The sequence below is a fragment of the Streptomyces sp. LUP30 genome (genome assembly GCF_001746365.1).
Lineage (GTDB): Bacteria > Actinomycetota > Actinomycetes > Streptomycetales > Streptomycetaceae > Streptomyces.
On record NZ_MJAJ01000003.1, the window covers coordinates 69,626 to 90,725 of the forward strand.

The window sequence follows — 21,100 nt, forward strand, 5'->3', positions numbered from 1 at the left end:
GGGCGCCGGGGCGAACAGCGGTGGGACGGCCCGGGCTCCACTGCCAGATCCCCTCGGCGACCCACCGCCGGTGCGGCTACCGCCCGGCGAACTTGCCGCTCACCGAGTCGTAGACGCCCTTGGCCACGTCGCCGAGCCGCGGGCCGGCGAGCCACCCCGACTTCACCGGGCCGATCGAGGTGTTGGACACCAGCGCCGGCTTGCCGTCCGAGCCCGTCGCGACCCAGCCGCCGCCCGACGAACCGCCGGTCATCGTGCAGCCGATGCGGTACATCGTGGGGTCCGCGGCGTTGATCGAGAACCGCCCCGGCCTGTCCTGGCACTGGTAGAGCTTCTGGCCGTCGTACGGCTTGGCCGCCGGGTATCCGGTCGCGGTGATGCTGTCGACCTTCGGCACCGCCGGGGCCTTGAAGTTCACCGGGAGAGCCGAACCGACCGTCTCCTCCAGCGACTTGCCCGAACCGCCCTCCTCCGGCGTCACATGGATGACGGCGTAGTCGTAGGAGGCGCCGTCGCCGCCGGTCTGACCGCCCTGCGCGATCCACTGGTCCGAGGTCTTCGTCCAGTCGCCCCACCAGACGCCGTACGGCGCGGCCTGCTCCTTGGTCGCCGTCTGCAACTGCTCGGAGGACAGGCCCTGATCGTTGTACGACGGGACGAAGGCGATGTTGCGGTACCAGCCGCCTCCCTTGCCCGCGTGCACGCAATGGCCCGCCGTCCACACGAGGTTGGACTTGCCCGGGTGGGCCGGGTCCTGCACGACCGTCGCCGAGCAGACCATGGTGCCCTCGGGGGAGTCGAAGAACACCTTGCCCGCCTCGGGCGCGTTGGCGTGGTACTTCGTCGGCACGGCCTTCGCGTCCACCGCCTGCGGCGTCGGGTCGGTCACGCCCTGGTCGCCGGAGAGGTCGCTGTCGTCGACGCTGCGGTCCGGGTCCTCCGCCTTGCGCATCCGGTCCGGGTCCCACAGTCCCTTGATGATCGGGTTGACGTAGTCCTGCGCCTCGCGCAGCCAGTCGTCCCTGTCCCAGTTCTTCCAGGCGCCGTTCTTCCACTTGTCGAGATCGATCCCGTGCTCTTTGAGCTTGTCCTTGATGTCGTCCGGGATCGTGATCTTTCCGTCGGCGGTGGCCGGCGCGGAGGAGCGCGTCTCGCCGCCGGCGTCGGTGTCGCCCGAGTCGCACGCGGTCGCGGTGAGCGCGAGCACCGAGACGAGCGCCACGGCGCCCAGCACGGGGGAGGTGCTGCGGCGCGCGTTCCTCCTCCGGCGAACGGTGAACGACGGCCGTGTGGATCGCATGGTGTGACTCCCCCTGCTGTGAACGAACTTGAAACACCTGCCGTTCCCCCGGAGCGGAACTCACGGGTGGCTCCGCCCGAGTTCAGGCGGGCCTCGCGGCCAGGTGCGATGCCTCCACACGATATGCGCTCGCTGTGGGGGTCTCCTGACGGAACGGCAACTGTTCGGTCACAGCGGAGATCTTGCGGCAACCCGTAACCGCGAAGACGGTCCGGGGTTGGTATCGGTGGGGGGTCCGCTGTCCGCGCCCGGCCCCTGAACTGCGGGAGGACGGGAAGCCGTGGTCGTCACCGAGCCAGTGCCCGAGGGCATTCTGAGGCGTCAGTCGGCGCGTGAGTCGGCGGCGCGCACCTATGCGCGTGCCCTGCCCATCGTGCCGGTGCGGGCACGCGGCCTGACCATCGAGGGCGCGGACGGCCGCCGCTACCTCGACTGTCTCTCGGGCGCCGGCGCTCTCGCCCTCGGGCACAACCATCCCGTCGTGCTGGAGGCCGTCCGCAACGTGCTCGACTCGGGCGCGCCCCTTCAGGTGCTCGACCTCGCGACCCCCGTCAAGGACGCCTTCGTCACCGAGTTGTTCCGCACCCTGCCGCCCGGCCTGGCCGACCACGCGCGCGTGCAGTTCTGCGGGCCGGCCGGCACGGACGCCGTGGAGGCCGCGCTCAAGCTGGTCCGGGCCGCCACCGGCCGTACGGGCGTCCTGGCGTTCACCGGCGCCTACCACGGGATGACCGCCGGATCCCTCGAAGTCTCCGGGGGCGCCGGCGACGTCAGGGTGGCACGGCTGCCCTATCCGCAGGACTACCGCTGCCCGTTCGGCGTCGGCGGCGAGCGCGGCGCCGAGCTCGCCGCCCGCTGGACCGAGTCCGTCCTCGACGATCCCAAGTCGGGGGTACGGCGGCCCGCCGGGATGATCATCGAACCCGTGCAGGGGGAGGGAGGGGTGATCCCGGCCCCGGACGCCTGGCTGCGCCGGATGCGACAGATCACCGCGGACCGCTCCATCCCGCTGATCGCCGACGAGGTCCAGACGGGCGTCGGGCGGACCGGCGCGTTCTGGGCGGTGGAACACAGTGGCGTCACCCCCGACGTGATGGTCCTGTCCAAGGCCATCGGCGGCAGCCTGCCGCTCGCCGTCGTCGTCTACCGAGAGGAACTCGACGTCTGGCAACCGGGCGCCCACGCGGGCACGTTCCGCGGCAACCAGCTCGCCATGGCCGCCGGCACGGCCACCCTCGCCTTCGTCCGCGAGAACGGCCTCGCCGACCGCGCCGCCGTCCTGGGCGCCCGCATACTGGGCCGGCTCCGGCGCCTCGCCGAGGAGTTCCCGTGTGTGGGGGACGTACGAGGGCGCGGGCTGATGATCGGGGTCGAGATGGTGGACCCGGAAGCGCCACGCGGGAGCGCGGGGAGCGACGAGACCGGTGGGGCCGACGACGTCCACCCGGCCGGTGCGATGAGTGGGTCCGCCGGGGCCCATGGGCTCGGTGGTGCGCATCGCCCCCTCCCCGCCGCCCCGGCGCTGGCCCTCGCCCTCCAGCGGGAGTGCCTGCGGCGCGGCCTGATCGTCGAGCTCGGGGGCCGTCACGCAGGCGTCGTACGACTGCTTCCGCCGTTGACCATCACCGACGAGCAGGCCGCCGCGGTGCTGGACCGACTGGCGGACGCCATGGCGGCCGTGGCCGCGAGCCGCGCCCACGGCACGGCCGACAAGGGACACAAGGGAGGCAAGGGAGGCAAGGGACCCAAGGAGCTGACGGCACACGCGGGGCAGGCGGGGCAGGGGGAGGCGCACGGCCCGGGCAGACGGAACCCGCCGGGCCGGCCCCCCGAGCAGGTCCCGCGCCAGGACAGCCGCGCCGACCGCGCCGGATGATCCGGCCGGCCGCTCCCCACCGGCGTCACCGGAGCCCGGCGCGCCCGGGGGAGCGGGAGCGACCGGCGGCTTCGTGCCCGCGCCTGCTCGCTTCGCCCTTCATTCCACGAGGACCGACCGAGGACCGACCTTGACCACCTCCCCGCAACACGCCGACGCCGAGCCCGGACCCCCTGCGGACGCACCACCGGCGCCGCCCGAGCGGCCGTCCGCCTCCTCCTCCGCCGGGCTCGCCGCCCCCTCCGCGCTCTCGTTGCCGACGCCGCGTGGGCCGGAAACGGCCCCACCCGCCGAACCGCCGCATTCCGACGCCGACGACCTCCTGGACCACCCCGATCCGCACACCGCCGCCCAGGCCGCCGCCGTGGAGAACCTGCTGCGCTGCTGGGTCCGCGAGACGGGCCTGGCCGCCCCCGGCGACGGCGTCCTGCGCGTGCCGTTGCCCGCGAGCGGCGTCAGCCTGCTCGTCCCCGTACAGCACTGGTCGGCGACGGGTTGGCACCGCTTCGGCCCGCCGCGCCTGGCCGGCGCTCCCGAGCAGGCCCCGTCCGCGGACGCCGTCACGGTCGCCGCCCTGCTGGCCCGCGAGACGCCCGCGAGCGGCCGGGGCGGCGCGGGTGGCAGGGACGGCAGGGACGGCAGCGGTGACGAAGGCGTCGACCTGGTCGCGCGGGTCGCCGACTCCGTCCGCCGTACCGCCGCCTTCATCGCCGAGCGCCGAGAGCGCCCCGCCGACGGCCCCGACCTGTTCCTGGCCGCCGAGCAGGCGCTGCTGCTGGGCCACCCGCTCCACCCGACCCCCAAGAGCCGAGAAGGGCTCACGGAGGGTGAGGCGCGGCGTTACTCGCCCGAGTCGCGCGGATCCTTCCCGCTCCACTGGCTCGCCGTCGCCCCCACCGTGCTCGCCACGGACTCCGCCTGGACGGAGGGCGGCCGCCCCGTCCCCGCCGCCCGGCTGACGGCGCGGCTGGCGGGCGCGGGACTGCCGCTGCCCGACGGTTTCGCCGCCCTGCCCGTGCATCCCTGGCAACTGGGCGAGATGCGCCGCCGACCCGAGGCCGAGGCGCTGTTCGACGCCGGTCTGCTCCGGGATCTGGGCGCGCACGGCCTTCCGTGGCACCCCACCTCCTCCGTCCGCACCGTGCACCGGTCCGGCGCCGGGGCCATGCTGAAGCTGTCCCTGGGCCTGCGCATCACCAACTCGCGCCGGGAGAACCTGCGCAAGGAACTCCACCGGGGCGTGGAGGTGCACCGCCTCCTGCGTTGCGGCCTCGCCGAGCGATGGCACGCGGCCCACCCGGACTTCGACATCGTCCGCGATCCGGCCTGGCTCGCGGTGGACGGCCCGGACGGCCGCCCGCTGACCGGACTCGACGTGATGATCCGCCACAACCCCTTCGCCCCGGCGGACGACGTCTGCTGCCTCGCCGGTCTCGTGGCGCCCCGGCCGCATGCCCGCGAGGCGGCCGACGCGGACGGCGCGGACCACCGCCCGCCCGGGACACCGCCCGCCCCCGCGGGCGCGGGGCCGGTCCGGCGCTCCCGGCTGGCCGTGCTCGTCACGCGTCTCGCCGGGCGCACCGGCCGGCCGCCGGGGGCGGTGGCGGCGGAGTGGTTCCTGCGCTACCTGGAGCAGGTCGTCCGGCCCGTGCTGTGGCTCGACGGCGCTGCGGGGATCGCCCTGGAGGCGCACCAGCAGAACACGCTCGTCCTGCTGGACCGGGAGGGCTGGCCCAGGGGCGGCCGCTACCGCGACAACCAGGGCTACTACTTCCGCGAGTCCCGCCGCGCCGACCTCGACGCCCGGCTGCCCGGAGTCGGCGAGCGCAGCGACTCCTTCGTCTCCGACGACGTCACCGACGAGCGGTTCTGCTACTACCTGGGGATCAACAACGTGCTGGGTCTGATCGGCGCGTTCGGCTCCCAGCGGCTCGCCGACGAGCGTCTGCTGCTCGCGGCCTTCCGGCGCTTCCTCGCCGACGCCGACCGGCCTCGCACCGACGGCCGGCCCGCCTCCGGCCCCGGGCGGACGGGCGGCGGCCGCAGTTCGCTGCCCGCCCGGCTGCTCGACGCACCCGTCCTGCGCTGCAAGGCCAATCTCCTCACCCGGCTGCACGGGCTCGACGAACTCGTCGGACCGGTGGACACCCAGTCCGTCTACGTCGACGTCGCCAACCCCCTGCTCGTCTGAACGGTCCGAGAGGAGTCCGCCGTGCCTCTTGCCGGGACGGCCGCAGACCCCGGTGCGCCTTCGGTCCCCGCCGTCGGCGACCTGGGGGCCGTCGGCACACCCGCCGGTGCGTTCCGGCTCGTCCCCGTGCGGATCGAGCGGGATCTCCCGCTCGTCGGCCGGTGGATGAACGACCCGGCCGTCGCCGCCTTCTGGGACCTGGCGGGACCCGAGTCCGTGACCGAGCGACATCTGCGCGGACAACTCGCCGCCGCAGGACACAGCATCCCGTGCCTGGGCGTGCTGGAGGGGCGGCCGATGAGCTACTGGGAGATCTACCGGGCGGACCTCGACCCGCTGGCCGGCCACTACCCGGCCCGACCCCACGACATCGGAGTCCACCTCCTCATCGGCGGCGCGGCCGACCGGGGACGAGGACTCGGCGGCCCCCTGCTCGAAGCCGTCGCCGATCTGGTCCTCGACGGAACGCCCGAGTGCACACGGGTCGTCGCCGAACCCGACCTGCGCAACGTCCCGTCCGTCGCCGCCTTCCTGAGCGCCGGTTTCCGGTTCTCCGCGGAGCTCGATCTGCCCGCCAAGCGGGCGGCCCTGATGATCCGGGAACGTCGGTTGCGTGATCTCCTGTGAAGCCACTCGGGCGACCCTGGTCGGATCCGGCCATCCCTCGCCGCCGAACGGTCACCTTCTGCCACCATCGGCCCGCCCTCTCCTCCACCACCAGGAAACCCACGGTCTTGATCCCTTCCCTCACGTCCGCCTCGGCCACCCGTTTGTCAGTGCCGCGCCGTAGGGTGGTCGCGCTATGACGAAGCCCTCACTCCCCGAACTCCTGCATGCCGCCGTCGCCGCCGTCGGAGGCACGGAGCGCCCCGGCCAGGTGACCATGGCCGAAGCCGTCGCCCAGGCGATCGACGACGGCTCACACCTGCTGGTCCAGGCCGGCACCGGCACCGGCAAGTCACTCGGCTACCTCGTGCCCGCCCTCGCACACGGAGAGCGCGTCGTGGTGGCCACGGCCACGCTGGCCCTGCAGCGCCAGCTCGTCGAACGGGATCTGCCGCGCACGGTCGAGGCGCTGCACCCGCTGCTGCGCCGGCGCCCGGAGTTCGCGATGCTCAAGGGCCGGTCGAACTACCTGTGCCTGCACCGCCTGCACGAGGGCGTCCCGCAGGACGAGGAGGAGGGCCTCTTCGACCAGTTCGAGGCGGCCGCGCCCACCAGCAAGCTCGGCCAGGACCTGCTGCGGCTGCGGGACTGGTCCGACGAGACCGAGTCGGGGGACCGCGACGACCTCACGCCGGGCGTGTCCGACCGGGCCTGGGCACAGGTGTCGGTGTCCTCCCGGGAGTGCCTCGGCGCCACGAAATGCGCCTACGGCGCGGAGTGCTTCGCCGAGATGGCCCGCGAGCGCGCCAAGCTGGCCGAGGTCGTCGTCACCAACCACGCGCTGCTGGCCATCGACGCCATCGAGGGCGCCCCCGTCCTGCCGCAGCACGAGGTGCTGATCGTCGACGAGGCGCACGAGCTGGTCTCCCGGGTCACCGGCGTCGCCACCGGCGAGCTCACCCCGGGCCAGGTCAACCGGGCGGTGCGCCGGGCGGCCAAGCTGGTCAACGAGAAGGCTGCCGACCAGCTGCAGACCGCCGCGGAGGGCTTCGAGCGACTCATGGAGCTGGCTCTGCCGGGCCGCCTGGAGGAGATCCCGGAGGACCTCGGCTACGCCCTCATGGCGCTGCGCGACGCGGCGCGGACGGTGATCTCCGCCATCGGCGCCACCCGTGACAAGTCCGTCCAGGACGAGGACGCGGTCCGCAAGCAGGCGCTGGCCTCCGTGGAGTCCGTGCACGACGTGGCGGAGCGGATCTGCAACGGCTCCGAGTGGGACGTCGTCTGGTACGAGCGCCACGACCGCTTCGGCGCCTCCCTGCGCGTCGCCCCCATGTCCGTCTCGGGTCTGCTGCGCGAGAAGCTCTTCACGGACCGGTCCGTCACCCTGGCCTCGGCCACGCTGAAGCTGGGCGGGGACTTCAACGGCGTGGGCGCGTCGATGGGCCTCGCCCCGGAGGGCACGGAGGGCGAGGACGTCCCGCAGTGGAAGGGCATCGACGTCGGTTCGCCCTTCGACTACCGCAAGCAGGGCATCCTGTACGTCGCCAAACACCTCGCGCGCCCTGCCCGCGACGGCGACCGTGCCGACATGCTCGACGAACTGACCGAGTTGATCCAGGCGGCCGGCGGGCGCACGCTCGGCCTCTTCTCCTCCATGCGCGCCGCGCAGCTCGCCGCCGAGGAACTGCGCACCCGTCTGCCGGAGTTCCCGATCCTCCTCCAGGGTGAGGAGACCCTCGGCGAGCTGATCAAGAACTTCTCGGCCGACCCGAAGACCTGCCTGTTCGGCACGCTGTCGCTCTGGCAGGGCGTCGACGTGCCCGGTGCCAGCTGCCAGCTGGTCGTCATGGACAAGATCCCGTTCCCGCGCCCGGACGACCCCTTGATGAGCGCCCGCCAGAAGGCGGTGGAGGAAGCGGGCGGCAACGGCTTCATGGCCGTCGCCGCGACCCATGCGGCGCTGCTCATGGCCCAGGGCGCGGGCCGTCTCGTCCGGGCGTCGGGGGACCGCGGTGTGGTCGCCGTCCTGGACCAGCGGCTGGCGACGGCGCGTTACGGGAGCTATCTGAAGGCCTCCCTGCCCGACTTCTGGTACACCACGGACCGCAACCAGGTCCGCAGGTCCCTGGCCGCGATCGACGCGAAGGCCAGGCAGGCGGAGTCCGACGTGGAGGCGCAGGCCAGGACGCGGGCGGAGACGCAGACGGGGGTCACTGTGTCGGAGGCCACCGAGACGGAGGCGGATGCCGAGGCTCAGGTGGACGCGTAGCGCCGGGGGAGGGGCGGGCCCGCCGGCGCAGCGCAGGGCCCCGGAACCGGCGCAGGGATCCCGGGGCCCAGTCAGGGGTAGGGCGGGGAAGTGCCCGCCCGCTGCCGCGCTCAGACGCGGCGGAGCACGGCCACCACCTTGCCGAGGATGGTCGCGTCGTCGCCAGGGATCGGCTCGTAGGCGGAGTTGTGCGGCAGCAGCCACACATGGCCGTCCTCGCGCTTGAAGCGCTTGACGGTGGCCTCCCCGTCGAGCATCGCGGCCACGATGTCGCCGTTCTCGGCGACGGGCTGGCGGCGGACGGTGACCCAGTCGCCGTCACAGATCGCGGCCTCGATCATCGAGTCACCGACGACCTTCAGGACGAACAGTTCGCCGTCGCCCACGAGCTGCCGCGGGAGCGGGAAGACGTCCTCCACCGACTCCTCGGCGAGGATCGGTCCGCCTGCGGCGATCCGGCCGACCAGCGGGACGTAGGACGCGGCCGGCTTCCCGGCGGTGTCCGTGGGCTGCACGGAGGCGGCCTGGTCGGAGCCGCGCACCTCGTACGCGCGCGGACGGTGCGGGTCGCGGCGCAGGAACCCCTTCCGCTCCAGTGCCATCAGCTGGTGGGCGACCGAGGACGTGCTGGACAGGCCGACCGCCTGACCGATCTCCCGCATGGACGGCGGGTAACCTCGCCGCTGTACGGAGTCCCTGATGACCTCGATCACTCGGCGCTGCCGGTCGGTGAGCCCCGAGCTGTCGGCGCGGATGCCTGGAGGTCGACCGGGCAACGAGCGCTTGTGCGCCTCGGGATTCATGGCTTCGTTCATCGCATGCACCGGCTCGAGTCGGCCCTGGGAGCGGTCCTGGGCAGTGATGGTGGCACTGTCTGCGGTGGTGGTCACGTCGGCCCCTCTCGGTTGTCTCCCTGCTGGACAACGGTAGTTGCTTTCGAAAGGTTGCGCCAAACACACGTTCGAGTGAAAAAGCGTGGATAACCGGACTTGATCATGTGTCGGGGTGTATGGCTAACGCGGTCTCCAGCGGGCAAAAGGGCTCATCGTTGTACCCTTCACCGCCGGAGACGATGACCTTGTGAGGCTTGGCCCCAGTCTGCCATCCGGTCTCCGGTCGGCCGAGGACCGGTCCCGCTACTGCGCGAGAGTCCCACCTCTCCTCCTTCCGGCGCTCACGGTATCGCCGTGGGCGCCGCCGCGATACGCCCGCACACGCGCGTGCCGGGGTGGATTTCGCGTGCTCGGTGTGACGGCCGGATCGCGCGCGGTGAGCGCGGCGGGCGCGACACGCGATACGGCCTGGATGTATGCGCCAAGCCCCACATCTAGTGGTTGGATTGGCGCAGCGGCCCAGAAGTTGTGGTCCCCGGTGTCTTCGGATGCTGCTGGATCCCCTATGCTTGGGGCTGCTTCGAGGGGCCCGTGAGGCCTGGCGAGGCCATTGAGTCTGCTGTGAGGAGGGTTGGAGTTCATGCACTGCCCCTTCTGCAGGCACCCCGACAGTCGTGTGGTCGACAGCCGTACGACGGACGACGGCACGTCGATCCGCAGGCGGCGTCAGTGCCCTGACTGCTCCCGTCGTTTCACGACCGTGGAGACGTGCTCGCTGATGGTGGTCAAGCGGTCCGGGGTCACCGAGCCGTTCAGCCGCACCAAGGTCATCAACGGCGTGCGCAAGGCGTGCCAGGGACGGCCCGTCACCGAGGACGCCCTCGCCCAGCTCGGCCAGCGGGTCGAGGAGGCGGTCCGGGCGACCGGGAGCGCCGAGTTGACCACCCATGACGTGGGGCTGGCCATACTCGGCCCGTTGCAGGAGCTCGACCTCGTCGCCTATCTGCGGTTCGCCTCCGTCTACCGGGCGTTCGACTCGCTCGAGGACTTCGAGGCGGCGATCGGGGAGCTCAGGGACCAGACGGGGCCCCCCGCCGCGGACGACGACGACCGCGCGGACGACGCAGGGGATCTCGCGGGGAGCCGGAAGGACGGCGGCGGGCGGGGAGGGACCGTGCAGGTCCCCGAGCCGGCCCGGGCCGCCGACTGACCGACGGCCGCACCCGGAGCCTCACCGAGGCGGCAGGGCGGCGGCGGACGAAGACCTGTTGTGGGCGGTAGCGCGTGGGTGCCCACAGCACCAGACAGAACAATGTGCCACGGGAACAACGTGGCATTTCAGGGCGTTTTCGCCCGTAGAGGGAGGCGGCATGACAGAGACGGCGAGCGGTCCGGCACGAGGTTCCCGAGCCAAGGGAGCCAAGAACGCCAAGGGCCTGCGCATCGAGCGCATCCACACGACCCCCGGAGTGCACCCTTACGACGAGGTTGCCTGGGAGCGTCGTGACGTCGTCATGACCAACTGGCGCGACGGCTCGATCAACTTCGAGCAGCGTGGCGTCGAGTTCCCCGACTTCTGGTCGGTGAACGCGGTCAACATCGTCACCAGCAAGTACTTCCGCGGTGCCGTGGGCACCCCCCAGCGCGAGACCGGCCTCCGGCAGCTGATCGACCGCATCGTGAAGACCTACCGGAAGGCCGGCGAGGACAACAGCTACTTCGCCTCGCCCGCCGACGCCGAGATCTTCGAGCACGAGCTGGCCTACGCCCTCCTGCACCAGATCTTCAGCTTCAACAGCCCCGTCTGGTTCAACGTCGGGACCCCGCAGCCCCAGCAGGTCTCCGCCTGCTTCATCCTGGCCGTCGACGACTCCATGGAGTCGATCCTCGACTGGTACAAGGAAGAGGGCATGATCTTCAAGGGCGGCTCCGGCGCCGGCCTGAACCTCTCCCGGATCCGCTCCTCCAAGGAGCTCCTCTCCTCCGGCGGCAACGCCTCCGGCCCGGTGTCGTTCATGCGCGGCGCCGACGCCTCCGCCGGCACCATCAAGTCCGGTGGCGCCACGCGTCGCGCGGCCAAGATGGTCGTCCTCGACGTGGACCACCCGGACATCGAGGACTTCATCGCCACCAAGGTGAAGGAAGAGGAGAAGATCCGCGCCCTGCGCGACGCGGGCTTCGACATGGACCTGGGCGGGGACGACATCACGTCCGTCCAGTACCAGAACGCCAACAACAGCGTCCGGGTGAACGACGAGTTCATGACGGCCGTCGAGAACGGCGCCGAGTTCGGCCTGCGGGCCCGCATGACCGGCGAGATCATCGAGAAGGTCGACGCCAAGGCGCTGTTCCGCAAGCTCGCCGAGGCCGCATGGGCCTGCGCCGACCCGGGCATCCAGTACGACGGTGTGATCAACAACTGGCACACCTGCCCCGAGTCCGGCCGGATCACCGCGTCGAACCCGTGCAGCGAGTACATGCACCTGGACAACACGTCCTGCAACCTCGCCTCGCTGAACCTGATGAAGTTCCTGAAGGACGACGGCAAGGGCACCCAGTCCTTCCAGGCGGACCGTTTCCAGAAGGTCGTCGAGCTCGTCATCACCGCGATGGACATCTCCATCTGCTTCGCGGACTTCCCGACCCAGAAGATCGGCGAGAACACCCGCGCGTTCCGCCAGCTCGGCATCGGCTACGCCAACCTCGGCGCCCTGCTGATGGCCACCGGCCACGCGTACGACTCCGACGGCGGCCGCTCCCTGGCCGGCGCCATCACCTCCCTGATGACGGGCACGGCCTACCGTCGCTCCGCCGAGCTGGCCTCGGTCGTCGGCCCGTACGACGGTTACGCCCGCAACGCGGACGCGCACAACCGCGTCATGAAGCAGCACTCGGACGCCAACGGGACGGCCGTCCGCATCGACGACCTGGACACCCCGGTCTGGGCCGCCGCCACGGAGGCCTGGCAGGACGTGCTGCGCCTCGGTGAGAAGAACGGTTTCCGAAACGCCCAGGCGTCCGTGCTCGCCCCGACCGGCACCATCGGTCTGGCGATGTCCTGCGACACCACCGGCGTCGAACCCGACCTCGCCCTGGTCAAGTTCAAGAAGCTCGTCGGCGGCGGCTCGATGCAGATCGTCAACGGCACCGTTCCGCAGGCCCTGCGCCGCCTGGGTTACCAGGAGGAGCAGATCGAGGCGATCGTCGCCCACATCGCCGAGAACGGCAACGTGATCGACGCCCCCGGTCTCGCGCACGAGCACTACGAGGTGTTCGACTGCGCCATGGGCGAGCGGGCCATCTCGCCGATGGGCCACGTCCGCATGATGGCGGCGATCCAGCCCTGGATCTCCGGCGCCATCTCCAAGACGGTCAACATGCCGGAGACGGCGACCGTCGAGGAGGTCGAGGAGATCTACTTCGAGGCCTGGAAGCTCGGCGTCAAGGCACTCGCGATCTACCGCGACAACTGCAAGGTCGGCCAGCCCCTCTCCGCCAAGACCAAGGAGAAGGAGAAGGCCGAGGTCACCGAGAAGGCCGAGGACACGATCCGCACCGCGGTCGAGAAGGTCATCGAGTACCGCCCGGTCCGCAAGCGTCTGCCCAAGGGCCGTCCCGGCATCACGACCTCGTTCACGGTCGGCGGCGCCGAGGGCTACATGACCGCCAACTCCTACCCGGACGACGGTCTCGGCGAGGTCTTCCTGAAGATGTCCAAGCAGGGTTCGACCCTCGCCGGCATGATGGACGCCTTCTCCATCGCGGTCTCCGTCGGCCTCCAGTACGGCGTGCCGCTGGAGACGTACGTCTCGAAGTTCACCAACATGCGCTTCGAGCCGGCCGGTATGACGGACGACCCGGACGTGCGGATGGCGCAGTCGATCGTCGACTACATCTTCCGCCGCCTGGCGCTGGACTTCCTGCCCTTCGAGACGCGCTCGGCGCTCGGCATCCACTCCGCCGAGGAGCGTCAGCGTCACCTGGAGACCGGTTCCTACGAGCCGAACCTCGAGGAGGAGGACGTGGACGTCGAGGGCCTCGCCCAGTCCGCGCCCCGCCAGACGGACCTGAAGGCCGTCGCCACTCCGAAGGCCGAGGTCGAGGCGCCCCGACCGGTGCCGCAGCAGGCCCACACCAGCGCCGAACTGGTGGAGATGCAGCTGGGCATCCAGGCCGACGCCCCGCTGTGCTTCTCGTGCGGCACGAAGATGCAGCGGGCCGGCTCCTGCTACATCTGCGAGGGCTGCGGCTCCACCAGCGGCTGCAGCTAGGTCGTGCGGGCCGGGTCCGTGTGATCCGGCGAGGGCGGTGGAGCCGGTCTTCGGCTCCACCGCCCTCGGCGTTCCCGCCCGTTCGTGACCGGCGCGTTCAGGAGCCGTGGACCTGGCCCATGACCCTGGTGAACGTCACCGGGTCGTCCTCGAAGCCGTGCACGCCCGAGTGGAACGACCAGCTGTCGGACGTCTCGCGCACGAACTCCCCGACCGTCGCCGCGGTCGCGCCGAGGACGTCGCCGAAGTCACCCTCGTCCAGGACGGTGTAGCCCTCCCGTATGCGGTAGCCCGGGTTCAGCACCCCGACGAAGGTCCGGTGCTCGGGGTTCTGCTGGATGACTACGCCGAGGACCACGCGCGCGTACCGCGCGTCCAGACGGTCGAGCTCCAGCGTCATGACCTCGTCCCAGCCGAAGCCCTTGCCGTCCTTGCTGTCCCGGTTGAGATAGATCGTGCCGTCGGGCGAACGGCTGTCGAAGTGGACCACATAAGCAGGGTCGCCGTGCGGATCGCTCGCCAGGTAGGTCGCCGCCACGACGTCCAGGTCGGTGGGCGGCTGCCCCGCCGGACTGGGATCCCACTTCAGCGCCATCTCGATCTTGCGGATGCCCTTGTTGAGGCCGCTCACCGGACTTCCCCTCCCCGATTCCCCGTTGCTGTCGCGCCCGAACGGGCCGTCCGCCAGGGCCGGTTGTCCATCCTGCCACGCGCGCGTGCAGCGTGGCAGCGGAGCACTGTGTACGAGAGTGACCAACGCCACGCCCGCTGGCCTTACCATGGCGCGGTGCTGGTCAAGTGGATTCGCTGCACCGTGGTGGACCGCCGCGGTTTCGAACGGGGACAGCGAAAGTGGGCGGGGCTTCTGGGGGAGCCGGGATTTCGGGGACAGGGCGGGGGCTGGAGCAGGGCACGGCCCTCCGTCGCGCATGTCTTCACGTTCTGGGAGAGCCGCGCCTTCTACGACTCCTTCATGGCCCGCTCCCACGACCGGCTGGCGACGGCCCAGTCGGGCACCTTCAAGGACCCCCAGGTACGGCTGTTCGACTACCGCTTCGACGTCAAGACGGGCTTCGAGCCCCGGTTCACCGACTCCGACCTGGTGCGGGTCGCCCTCTGCCGGGTCCACGAGGAGCGCGCCGAGCACTTCACGCTGATGCAGGAGAAGGTGTGGAACCCCGCGATGGCCGGCTCGCCCGGCATGATCCGCGGGCTGTTCGCCGAGGCGCCCGGTCCCGAGTTCCTCGTCCTGTCGATGTGGCGCTCGCAGGCCGAGCACGGCAAGTACCGGACGGAACGAGTGGAACGGCTTGCCCTGCGGGCGCAGACGGAGGCCGACGTCTCCTCCCTGACCGGCGACATCGTCGAGCTCGAGCCCGCCTGGACGGTATGAGGCCGTCGCCGTCCGACGTGCGCCGTCCGTGGCCTTCCGGGACAGTATTTGTGTGACCTATGCCGTATGGAGGCCGTACGAGTGCTCGATCCGCCGTCGATCGATCTAGGGTCTTGGCATGGCACGACCACGGCGCATCGTCCTTGTCCGGCACGGGGAGTCAACGGGCAATGTTGATGACACCGTCTACGAGCGTGAACCCGACCACGCACTGGCCCTGACCGACCGGGGCCGCAGTCAGGCCGAGGAGACGGGAAAGCACCTGCGGGAGGTCTTCGGCCGCGAGCGGGTCAGCGTGTACGTGTCCCCCTACCGGCGCACGCACGAGACCTTGCAGGCCTTCCATCTTGATCCCGAGCTGATACGGGTCCGCGAGGAGCCCCGGCTGCGCGAGCAGGACTGGGGGAACTGGCAGGACCGCGACGACGTCCAGCTCCAGAAGACCTACCGCGACGCCTACGGGCACTTTTTCTACCGTTTCGCGCAGGGCGAGAGCGGAGCAGACGTCTACGACCGGGTCGGCGGCTTCCTGGAGAGCCTCTTCCGCAGTTTCGAGGCTCCCGACCACCCGCCGAACGTGCTGCTGGTGACCCACGGCCTGGCGATGCGCCTGTTCTGCATGCGCTGGTTCCACTGGACGGTCGCCGAATTCGAGTCCCTCGCCAACCCGGGGAACGCGGAGATGCGGATGCTCGTTCTCCAGGACGACGACAGGTATGCCCTCGACCGGCCCTTCGACCGCTGGCGGGAACCGGCGCCCTATGGGATCACCGGGGACAGAGTGGGTGAAAGATGACCGCTGACTCCGCTTCCGCCGGGCGCCTGGAACGCGCCCTGGCCAGCCTGCGCGGGCTCGCCGTGGGCGACGCCCTGGGCTCGCAGTTCTTCGTGCCGGTGAACTATCCGCTGCTGCAGCGCCGCGAGCTGCCGCCCGGTCCCTGGCAGTGGACCGACGACACCGAGATGGCCTGCTCCGTGGTGGCGGTCCTCGGCGCTCACGAACGCATCGACCAGGATGCCCTGGCCCGCTCCTTCGCCGAGCACCACGACTTCGACCGCGGTTACGGCCCCGCCGTCAACCGCCTGCTCAGACTGGTCAGGGAGGGCGCCGACTGGCGTGAGCTGTCGTCCGCCCTGTTCAAGGGGCAGGGGTCGTGGGGCAACGGCGCCGCGATGCGGATCGCCCCCCTGGGCGCGTGGTACGCGGGCGACCCCGAGCAGGCGACCCACCAGGCGGAGATCTCCGCCTACCCCACGCATCAGCACCGGGAGGCCGTGGTCGGGGCCATGGCCGTAGCCGCGGCCGCCGCGCTGGCAGGATCCCCGGGCGGGCCGCCCGGAGCCGAGGCCCTGCTCGACGGTGTCATCGCCCTGGTCCCGAAGAGCGCCGTGCGCGCGGGCCTGGGCCGTGCCCGGGACATGCTCGACTACGCCGACGCGGCCACGGTCGCGGCCGTGCTGGGCTGCGGCAGACGGACGTCGGCCCATGACACCGTGCCCTTCGCGCTCTGGTCGGCCGCTCGCGCCCTGGCCGACTACGAGACGGCGTTCTGGACGACGGCGCAGGTGGGCGGGGACGTGGACACCACCTGCGCCATCGTGGGCGGGGTGCTCGCCGCGGGCAAGGCCGGGGCGCCTCCCAGCGCCTGGACGCAGCAGGTGGAGGACTTGCCGGGATGGCTCTTCTCGTCGGCGTGAGGCGAGAGCCGGGCGAAGGGACGGCCAGGTGACCGGCCGTCGTGCGGCGCAGTGCGGGCCGCCCTGTCCAGGTCGCTTCCCGACCAGCCGTTGTGAACTCTGTGTGCTCATCAGGAACTCTGTGTGACGGTCGGGCGTTGTTCGGACGACCGCTGTGCGAGGTGTGCGGGCATGGCGGTCGGGAGAGTGAGCAACGGAGGGGGTGCGCGTGCGGTTCGTACTGTTCATGATCATGCTGTGGTCGTGCAGATGCCGTGCGGGCCGACCGGGGAGCGGGGGACGCGCCTCCATCGAGCGCAGTGGCGACATTCCGGGGCCGGCCCATGGCACCGTTCGGTCAGCCCGCCACGGGGGCCGCCGTGCCGGACAGCGCCTCCAGGTCGCTCTTGCGGACCCGGATCACGAACCAGGCCGTCGCCAGGGCGAGAACGGCCATCCCGGCAGCCGGGACGAAGGCCGACGAGATGCCGTGGGCGAGCACCTCGTGCCCCCAGGGCGCGGGCAGTTGATGCGTTGTGGCGAACTCGGCCTTCTGTTCCGCCGAGCCCTCGGCGAGGAACTTCGGCAGTTGCTTCTCCGCCTCGTCCTTGGCGGCCGTGCCGAAGACGGTCGTCAGGATGGACAGGCCGAGCGAACCTCCCACCTGCTGCATGGCGTTGAGCAGTCCGGATGCCGCGCCGGCCTCGTGCGGGGCGACACCCGCCACCGCGGTGACCGTCGCCGTCACGAAGTTCAGCCCCATGCCGAAACCGAAGATCAGCATCGGCCCGAGCACGCCGCCGACATAGGAGCTGTCCGGGGTGATGAAGGCCTGCCAGGTGAGGCCGATCACCACCAGCGTGGCTCCGGCCACCATGAACGGCCTGGGGCCGAGGACCGGCAGGAACCGCTGCGACAGACCTGCGCCGGCGGCGATGGCGAACGTGACGGGCAGGAACGCGAGACCGGCCTTGATGGGGCTGTAGCCCAGCACGTTCTGCACGAAGAGCACGATGTAGAAGAACATGCCGAACATGGCCGCGGCGAGGCTCAGCATGATCACGTACGTGCCGGAGCGGTTGCGGTCGGTGAACATCCTGAGCGGGGTGATCGGCTCCTTGGCGCGCCTCTCCGTGAACACGAAGGCGATCAGCAGGAGCAGTGCGGCTCCGAAGGCTCCGAGCGTCAGTCCGTCCCGCCAGCCTTCCTCCGCGGCCCTGATGAAGGCATAGACCAGAGAGGCCATGCCGGTCGTGGAGGTCAGCGCGCCGGCGATGTCGAAGCGCCCGGGGTGGCGCTCGGACTCGTTGATGTACATCGGCGCGAGCGAGGCGATGAGTATCCCGATGGGCACATTGACGAACAGCACCCAGCGCCAGTCGAGCCACTCGGTGAGCATGCCGCCGGCGAGCAGTCCGATGGCGCCGCCGCCCGCGGACACCGCGGCGAAGACGCCGAAGGCCCGGTTGCGTTCGGGGCCTTCGGGGAAGGTCGTGGTGATGAGCGCCAGCGAAGTCGGCGAGGCGATGGCGCCTCCCATGCCCTGCAGGGCCCGTGCGGCCAGCAACTGCCAGGGTTCCTGGGCCAGTCCGCCGAGCAGCGAGGCGAAGGTGAAGAGCAGGATGCCGGCCATGAACACCCGGCGTCGGCCGAGTATGTCGCCGGCGCGGGCGCCGAGCAGCAGCAGGCCGCCGAAGGTGAGCGTATAGGCGCTGACCACCCAGGTGAGATCGGTGGTGCTGAATTTCAGTGCGCCTTGAATGTGCGGGAGGGCGATGTTCACAATCGTCGCGTCGAGGACCACCATGAGTTGGCAGGCCGCGATGACGGCGAGTGCGATGCCCGGGTGTCCCGCACGCCGGGCAGAGCCCGGCTTCCGGTCTTGGATCAACTGAGAGGTTGTCACGGTGAGTCCCCCACAAGAGCGTTAGTGAACGATGGCGTTCACTGGCCCGTCAAAGGTAGTGAGTTCCTCGTAGTGAACGCAAGCGTTCACTTGTGGCGTCGTCCCCTGGCGAGTCCTCCGCCGCTGCCGCCCGGAACCTCTCCCTGCCCCCTCCCCGTACTTTCTGCTCGCTGGAGACACTCAGATGGTTACTTCGCGCTGGACGGCCGCCCCCGCTCCGGCGGCCTCTCCTCGCCGGCGCGGCGCCGTGCTCGAACGTGCGATTCTCGATGCCGCGCTGGAGCAGCTGGGCACCGTCGGCTGGAACGGCCTGACGATGGAAGGCGTCGCGGCCGGCGCCCAGACCGGGAAGGCCGCCGTCTATCGCCGCTGGCCCTCCAAGGAGGACCTCGTCGCGGAGGCCCTGCGGGCGGGACTGCCGCGACTGGAGGGCGCCCCTGATCGGGGGAGCGTGCGTGAGGACCTGCTGGCGCTGTGCCGAGACGCGCGCGACGCGATGTTCTCCCGCCCGGGACTGGCGCTGCGCTCAGTGATTCACGAATGCGATCCACTCCAGGCGGAGCGCTTCCAGGTCCTGATCTTCGAGGGCGTGGTCGAGCCGACGGTCAGGCTCCTGCATGGCGTCATCAGCAGGGGAATCGAGCGGGGAGAGGTGCGAGCCGACGCGGCGAACAGTTACGTCTTCGACGCCATTCCGGCCATGATGATGTACCGCTCGAAAATATGCGCCTGCGAATGGGAGGATGCCGAGCTCGAGGAGATGGTGGACCGGCTCATGCTGCCCCTGCTCCGGCCGGGCGCGTCCTGAGCGCGCTGTCGACGCCGATGCGACCGGCCCGCGAGAGAGTCGGTGCCGACCGGGGTGTCGCGACCGGATCGGGGCGGCGTAATCTAGGGGCGCCATGCCGTACGAACCACCCACTCACACCGTCGAGCGCTCCCTTCGCGCCACGACCGGGGCCAAGGTCATTGCCGGCGTCGACGAGGTGGGCCGGGGTGCGTGGGCCGGACCCGTCACCGTCTGCGCGGCCGTCACCGGACTCCGTCGACCTCCCGTCGGCCTCACCGATTCCAAGCTGCTCACCGTCAAGCGTCGCAACGAGCTTTCCGAGGAGCTGCTGAAGTGGGTGACGTCGTACGCCCTGGGGCACGCATCACCCGAGGAGATCGACGATCTCGGGATGACCGCCGCACTGCGGCTCGCCGCCGGACGCGCTCTGGAGGCCCTCCCGGTCCGCCCGGACGCCGTGATCCTCGACGGGAAGCACGACTACCTCGGTTCCCCCTGGCGCGTCCGCACGGTGATCAAGGGCGACCAGTCGTGCGTGGCGGTCGCGGCGGCCTCGGTGATCGCCAAGGTCCGGCGCGACAAAATGATGGCCGAACTGGGTGCCGAGCATGCAGACTTCGGCTTTGCAGCCAATGCCGGGTATCCGTCGCCCGTGCACAAGGCTGCACTGGAGGAGCGGGGGCCCACCCCGTACCACCGGTTGTCGTGGGCGTATCTTGATGCGCTGCCCCAGTGGCGGCACCTCAAGAAGGCCCGCAGCTGGGCGAACGGAAGCGTTCCGGAGGTCGAAGGTCAACTCGGTTTCGACTTCTGACCGTCCCGGTCGCACTGATGTGCCACCCGCTGGCGCGTGCCGCACCAACGTTTGATAGACAACAGCTCATGCCTCTCATTCCCGAGGAGCCTCAGATTCACGAGAGTGCCCAGGGTCCCCGCGCCATGCCGGCCAGCGGCCGCACCGCGCCGACCCCTCGACCTGTTCCCGGACCCCGTCCCGCCGCGCCGTCGCGTCCCGGTCGTCCCGGACCCCTCCGGCCCACGCCGCCGGCGCAACGCGCGCCGCGTGACACGGCCGCCAAGCCCGGGCCTTCGGCCCAGGCCACTCCCGCCGCCGCGTCTGCACCGGCGACTGCTCAGGTCCAGTTGATCCCGGCCTCGGCCGAGGGCGCGCTGGACGCCGCCGAGGAGGCCGTGGACCTCCTCCTGGAATCCGGGCGCGCTCCGGGGGACGTGCTGGTGATCACCACCGGCGAACAGCACCCCTGGGCCGCTCATGAGCTCTCCTTCGGCGAGGCGCCGTACTGGGCGCAGCATGACGCCGGAGACGACGTCTTCTACGCCGATGCGGCCGCGCTGGCGCGAGCGGGCGTGCGTCCGGTCGTCGTCGTCGCCGTCAACGGCGGATCCGACACCGTCGCCGCCACCGCGGTGCCGTTGGCCCTCGCGCGCGCCTCGGCCCTGCTGATCGTCTGCGGCGACCCGCAGCAGATCAACGGGGTGTTGGGCGCGGGCGTCTGAGCCGTCTCCGGTAGGCCGCGAGGCCCGGAGTCCAGAGAGGCGTCGCTGCTGCGGCGCCTCTTCGGTGTGCCCGGAGACGGCCCTCACCGGGTCGGCCGGAGGCCCGGCTCCGGCGCGATACCGACCCGGTTCCGGCCCGACCGTGGCACCGTTCCGTCGTGATCGCCGTTGTCGTTGTCGTTGTCGTTGTCGTTGTCGCTGTCGCTGTCGCTGTCACTGTCCCGTCCGCGCCCGGCGTCCTCGTCTTCGCGTCGGCCGTCGCCATCGGCACGGGTCTTGTTCTCGGCTACCGCCAGGCTCCCGTGCCGTGCTCCTGCGCCTCGTGTGTGTTGCAGCTCAGGCCGACAGTGGCCGGCGCGTGCTCATCGGCGCGGGTCTCGGGGACGGTTCGAAGCACCGCGTGCTCGGCGTGCCGCCTCGTCCAAGTGCCCGGCCCTCGGGGCGTCTGCGCGCCTCGCCGGGGAGGG

16 protein-coding genes are annotated in these 21,100 nt (G+C 71.0%); 12 read left to right on the forward strand and 4 right to left on the reverse strand.

Features of this window, described 5'->3' with window-relative positions; genetic code table 11:
• Positions 1-76 precede the first annotated feature (76 nt).
• Positions 77-1,300, reverse strand: coding sequence for a serine protease (locus tag BG482_RS03875; protein ID WP_069767419.1), 1,224 nt, complete (start codon positions 1,298-1,300; stop codon positions 77-79).
• 280 nt (positions 1,301-1,580) lie between these two features.
• Between BG482_RS03875 and BG482_RS03880 the strand changes: the two genes are divergently transcribed.
• The 4 genes from BG482_RS03880 (at position 1,581) to BG482_RS03895 (ending at position 8,245) form a co-directional block, all read left to right on the forward strand.
• Positions 1,581-3,176 carry a diaminobutyrate--2-oxoglutarate transaminase family protein gene (locus BG482_RS03880; RefSeq protein ID WP_256096247.1) on the forward strand — a complete coding sequence of 532 codons (1,596 nt, stop codon included), beginning with the start codon at positions 1,581-1,583 and terminating at the stop codon, positions 3,174-3,176.
• A 130-nt stretch (positions 3,177-3,306) separates the two neighbouring features.
• Complete coding sequence (locus tag BG482_RS03885) at positions 3,307-5,367, forward strand: IucA/IucC family protein (RefSeq protein ID WP_069767420.1); 2,061 nt, start codon at positions 3,307-3,309, stop codon at positions 5,365-5,367.
• A 21-nt stretch (positions 5,368-5,388) separates the two neighbouring features.
• The gene (locus BG482_RS03890; RefSeq protein ID WP_069767421.1) at positions 5,389-5,994 is read left to right on the forward strand and encodes a GNAT family N-acetyltransferase; all 606 of its coding nucleotides are present in this window, start codon (positions 5,389-5,391) and stop codon (positions 5,992-5,994) included.
• Between the two features lie 175 nt (positions 5,995-6,169).
• Positions 6,170-8,245, forward strand: coding sequence for an ATP-dependent DNA helicase (locus tag BG482_RS03895; RefSeq protein ID WP_256096248.1), 2,076 nt, complete (start codon positions 6,170-6,172; stop codon positions 8,243-8,245).
• Between the two features lie 110 nt (positions 8,246-8,355).
• Here the strand turns inward: BG482_RS03895 and lexA are convergent, their stop codons facing one another.
• A complete protein-coding gene (gene lexA, locus BG482_RS03900) occupies positions 8,356-9,135 on the reverse strand; it encodes a transcriptional repressor LexA (protein ID WP_069767422.1) in 780 nt (259 codons plus the stop codon).
• Between the two features lie 583 nt (positions 9,136-9,718).
• Here lexA and nrdR point away from each other — a divergent pair.
• Positions 9,719-10,288: a transcriptional regulator NrdR gene (gene nrdR, locus BG482_RS03905; protein ID WP_069767623.1), complete on the forward strand. Its 570-nt coding sequence runs from the start codon at positions 9,719-9,721 to the stop codon at positions 10,286-10,288.
• Positions 10,289-10,448: 160 nt separating this feature from the next.
• Entirely contained in the window at positions 10,449-13,349 is a 2,901-nt protein-coding gene (locus BG482_RS03910) for a vitamin B12-dependent ribonucleotide reductase (protein ID WP_069767423.1), read from the forward strand.
• 97 nt (positions 13,350-13,446) lie between these two features.
• Here BG482_RS03910 and BG482_RS03915 read toward each other — a convergent pair whose 3' ends face one another.
• On the reverse strand, positions 13,447-13,980 hold the full coding sequence (locus BG482_RS03915) for a TerD family protein (protein WP_069767424.1): 534 nt from the start codon (positions 13,978-13,980) through the stop codon (positions 13,447-13,449).
• A 156-nt stretch (positions 13,981-14,136) separates the two neighbouring features.
• On the opposite strand from BG482_RS03915, the gene BG482_RS03920 reads away from it, so the two are divergent.
• The 3 genes from BG482_RS03920 to BG482_RS03930 all read left to right on the forward strand — a co-directional run bounded on the left by BG482_RS03920 (position 14,137) and on the right by BG482_RS03930 (position 16,440).
• Complete coding sequence (locus BG482_RS03920; protein WP_069767425.1) at positions 14,137-14,742, forward strand: YdbC family protein; 606 nt, start codon at positions 14,137-14,139, stop codon at positions 14,740-14,742.
• Positions 14,743-14,860: 118 nt separating this feature from the next.
• On the forward strand, positions 14,861-15,538 hold the full coding sequence (locus BG482_RS03925) for a histidine phosphatase family protein (RefSeq protein WP_069767426.1): 678 nt from the start codon (positions 14,861-14,863) through the stop codon (positions 15,536-15,538).
• On the forward strand, positions 15,535-16,440 hold the full coding sequence (locus BG482_RS03930) for an ADP-ribosylglycohydrolase family protein (protein ID WP_069767427.1): 906 nt from the start codon (positions 15,535-15,537) through the stop codon (positions 16,438-16,440). The genes BG482_RS03925 and BG482_RS03930 overlap by 4 nt, the downstream gene beginning before the upstream one ends.
• Positions 16,441-16,777: 337 nt before the next feature.
• On the opposite strand, the gene BG482_RS03935 is transcribed toward BG482_RS03930, so the two are convergent.
• Positions 16,778-18,325 (reverse strand): MFS transporter, encoded by a 1,548-nt coding sequence (locus tag BG482_RS03935; RefSeq protein WP_079141563.1) that lies wholly within the window; start codon positions 18,323-18,325, stop codon positions 16,778-16,780.
• Between the two features lie 184 nt (positions 18,326-18,509).
• On the opposite strand from BG482_RS03935, the gene BG482_RS03940 reads away from it, so the two are divergent.
• The 3 genes from BG482_RS03940 to BG482_RS40520 all read left to right on the forward strand — a co-directional run bounded on the left by BG482_RS03940 (position 18,510) and on the right by BG482_RS40520 (position 20,633).
• Positions 18,510-19,133 (forward strand): TetR/AcrR family transcriptional regulator, encoded by a 624-nt coding sequence (locus BG482_RS03940; RefSeq protein WP_069767428.1) that lies wholly within the window; start codon positions 18,510-18,512, stop codon positions 19,131-19,133.
• Positions 19,134-19,227: 94 nt separating this feature from the next.
• Complete coding sequence (locus tag BG482_RS03945) at positions 19,228-19,929, forward strand: ribonuclease HII (protein WP_069767429.1); 702 nt, start codon at positions 19,228-19,230, stop codon at positions 19,927-19,929.
• A 68-nt stretch (positions 19,930-19,997) separates the two neighbouring features.
• Entirely contained in the window at positions 19,998-20,633 is a 636-nt protein-coding gene (locus BG482_RS40520; protein ID WP_079141564.1) for a hypothetical protein, read from the forward strand.
• The last annotated feature ends 467 nt before the right edge of the window (positions 20,634-21,100 follow it).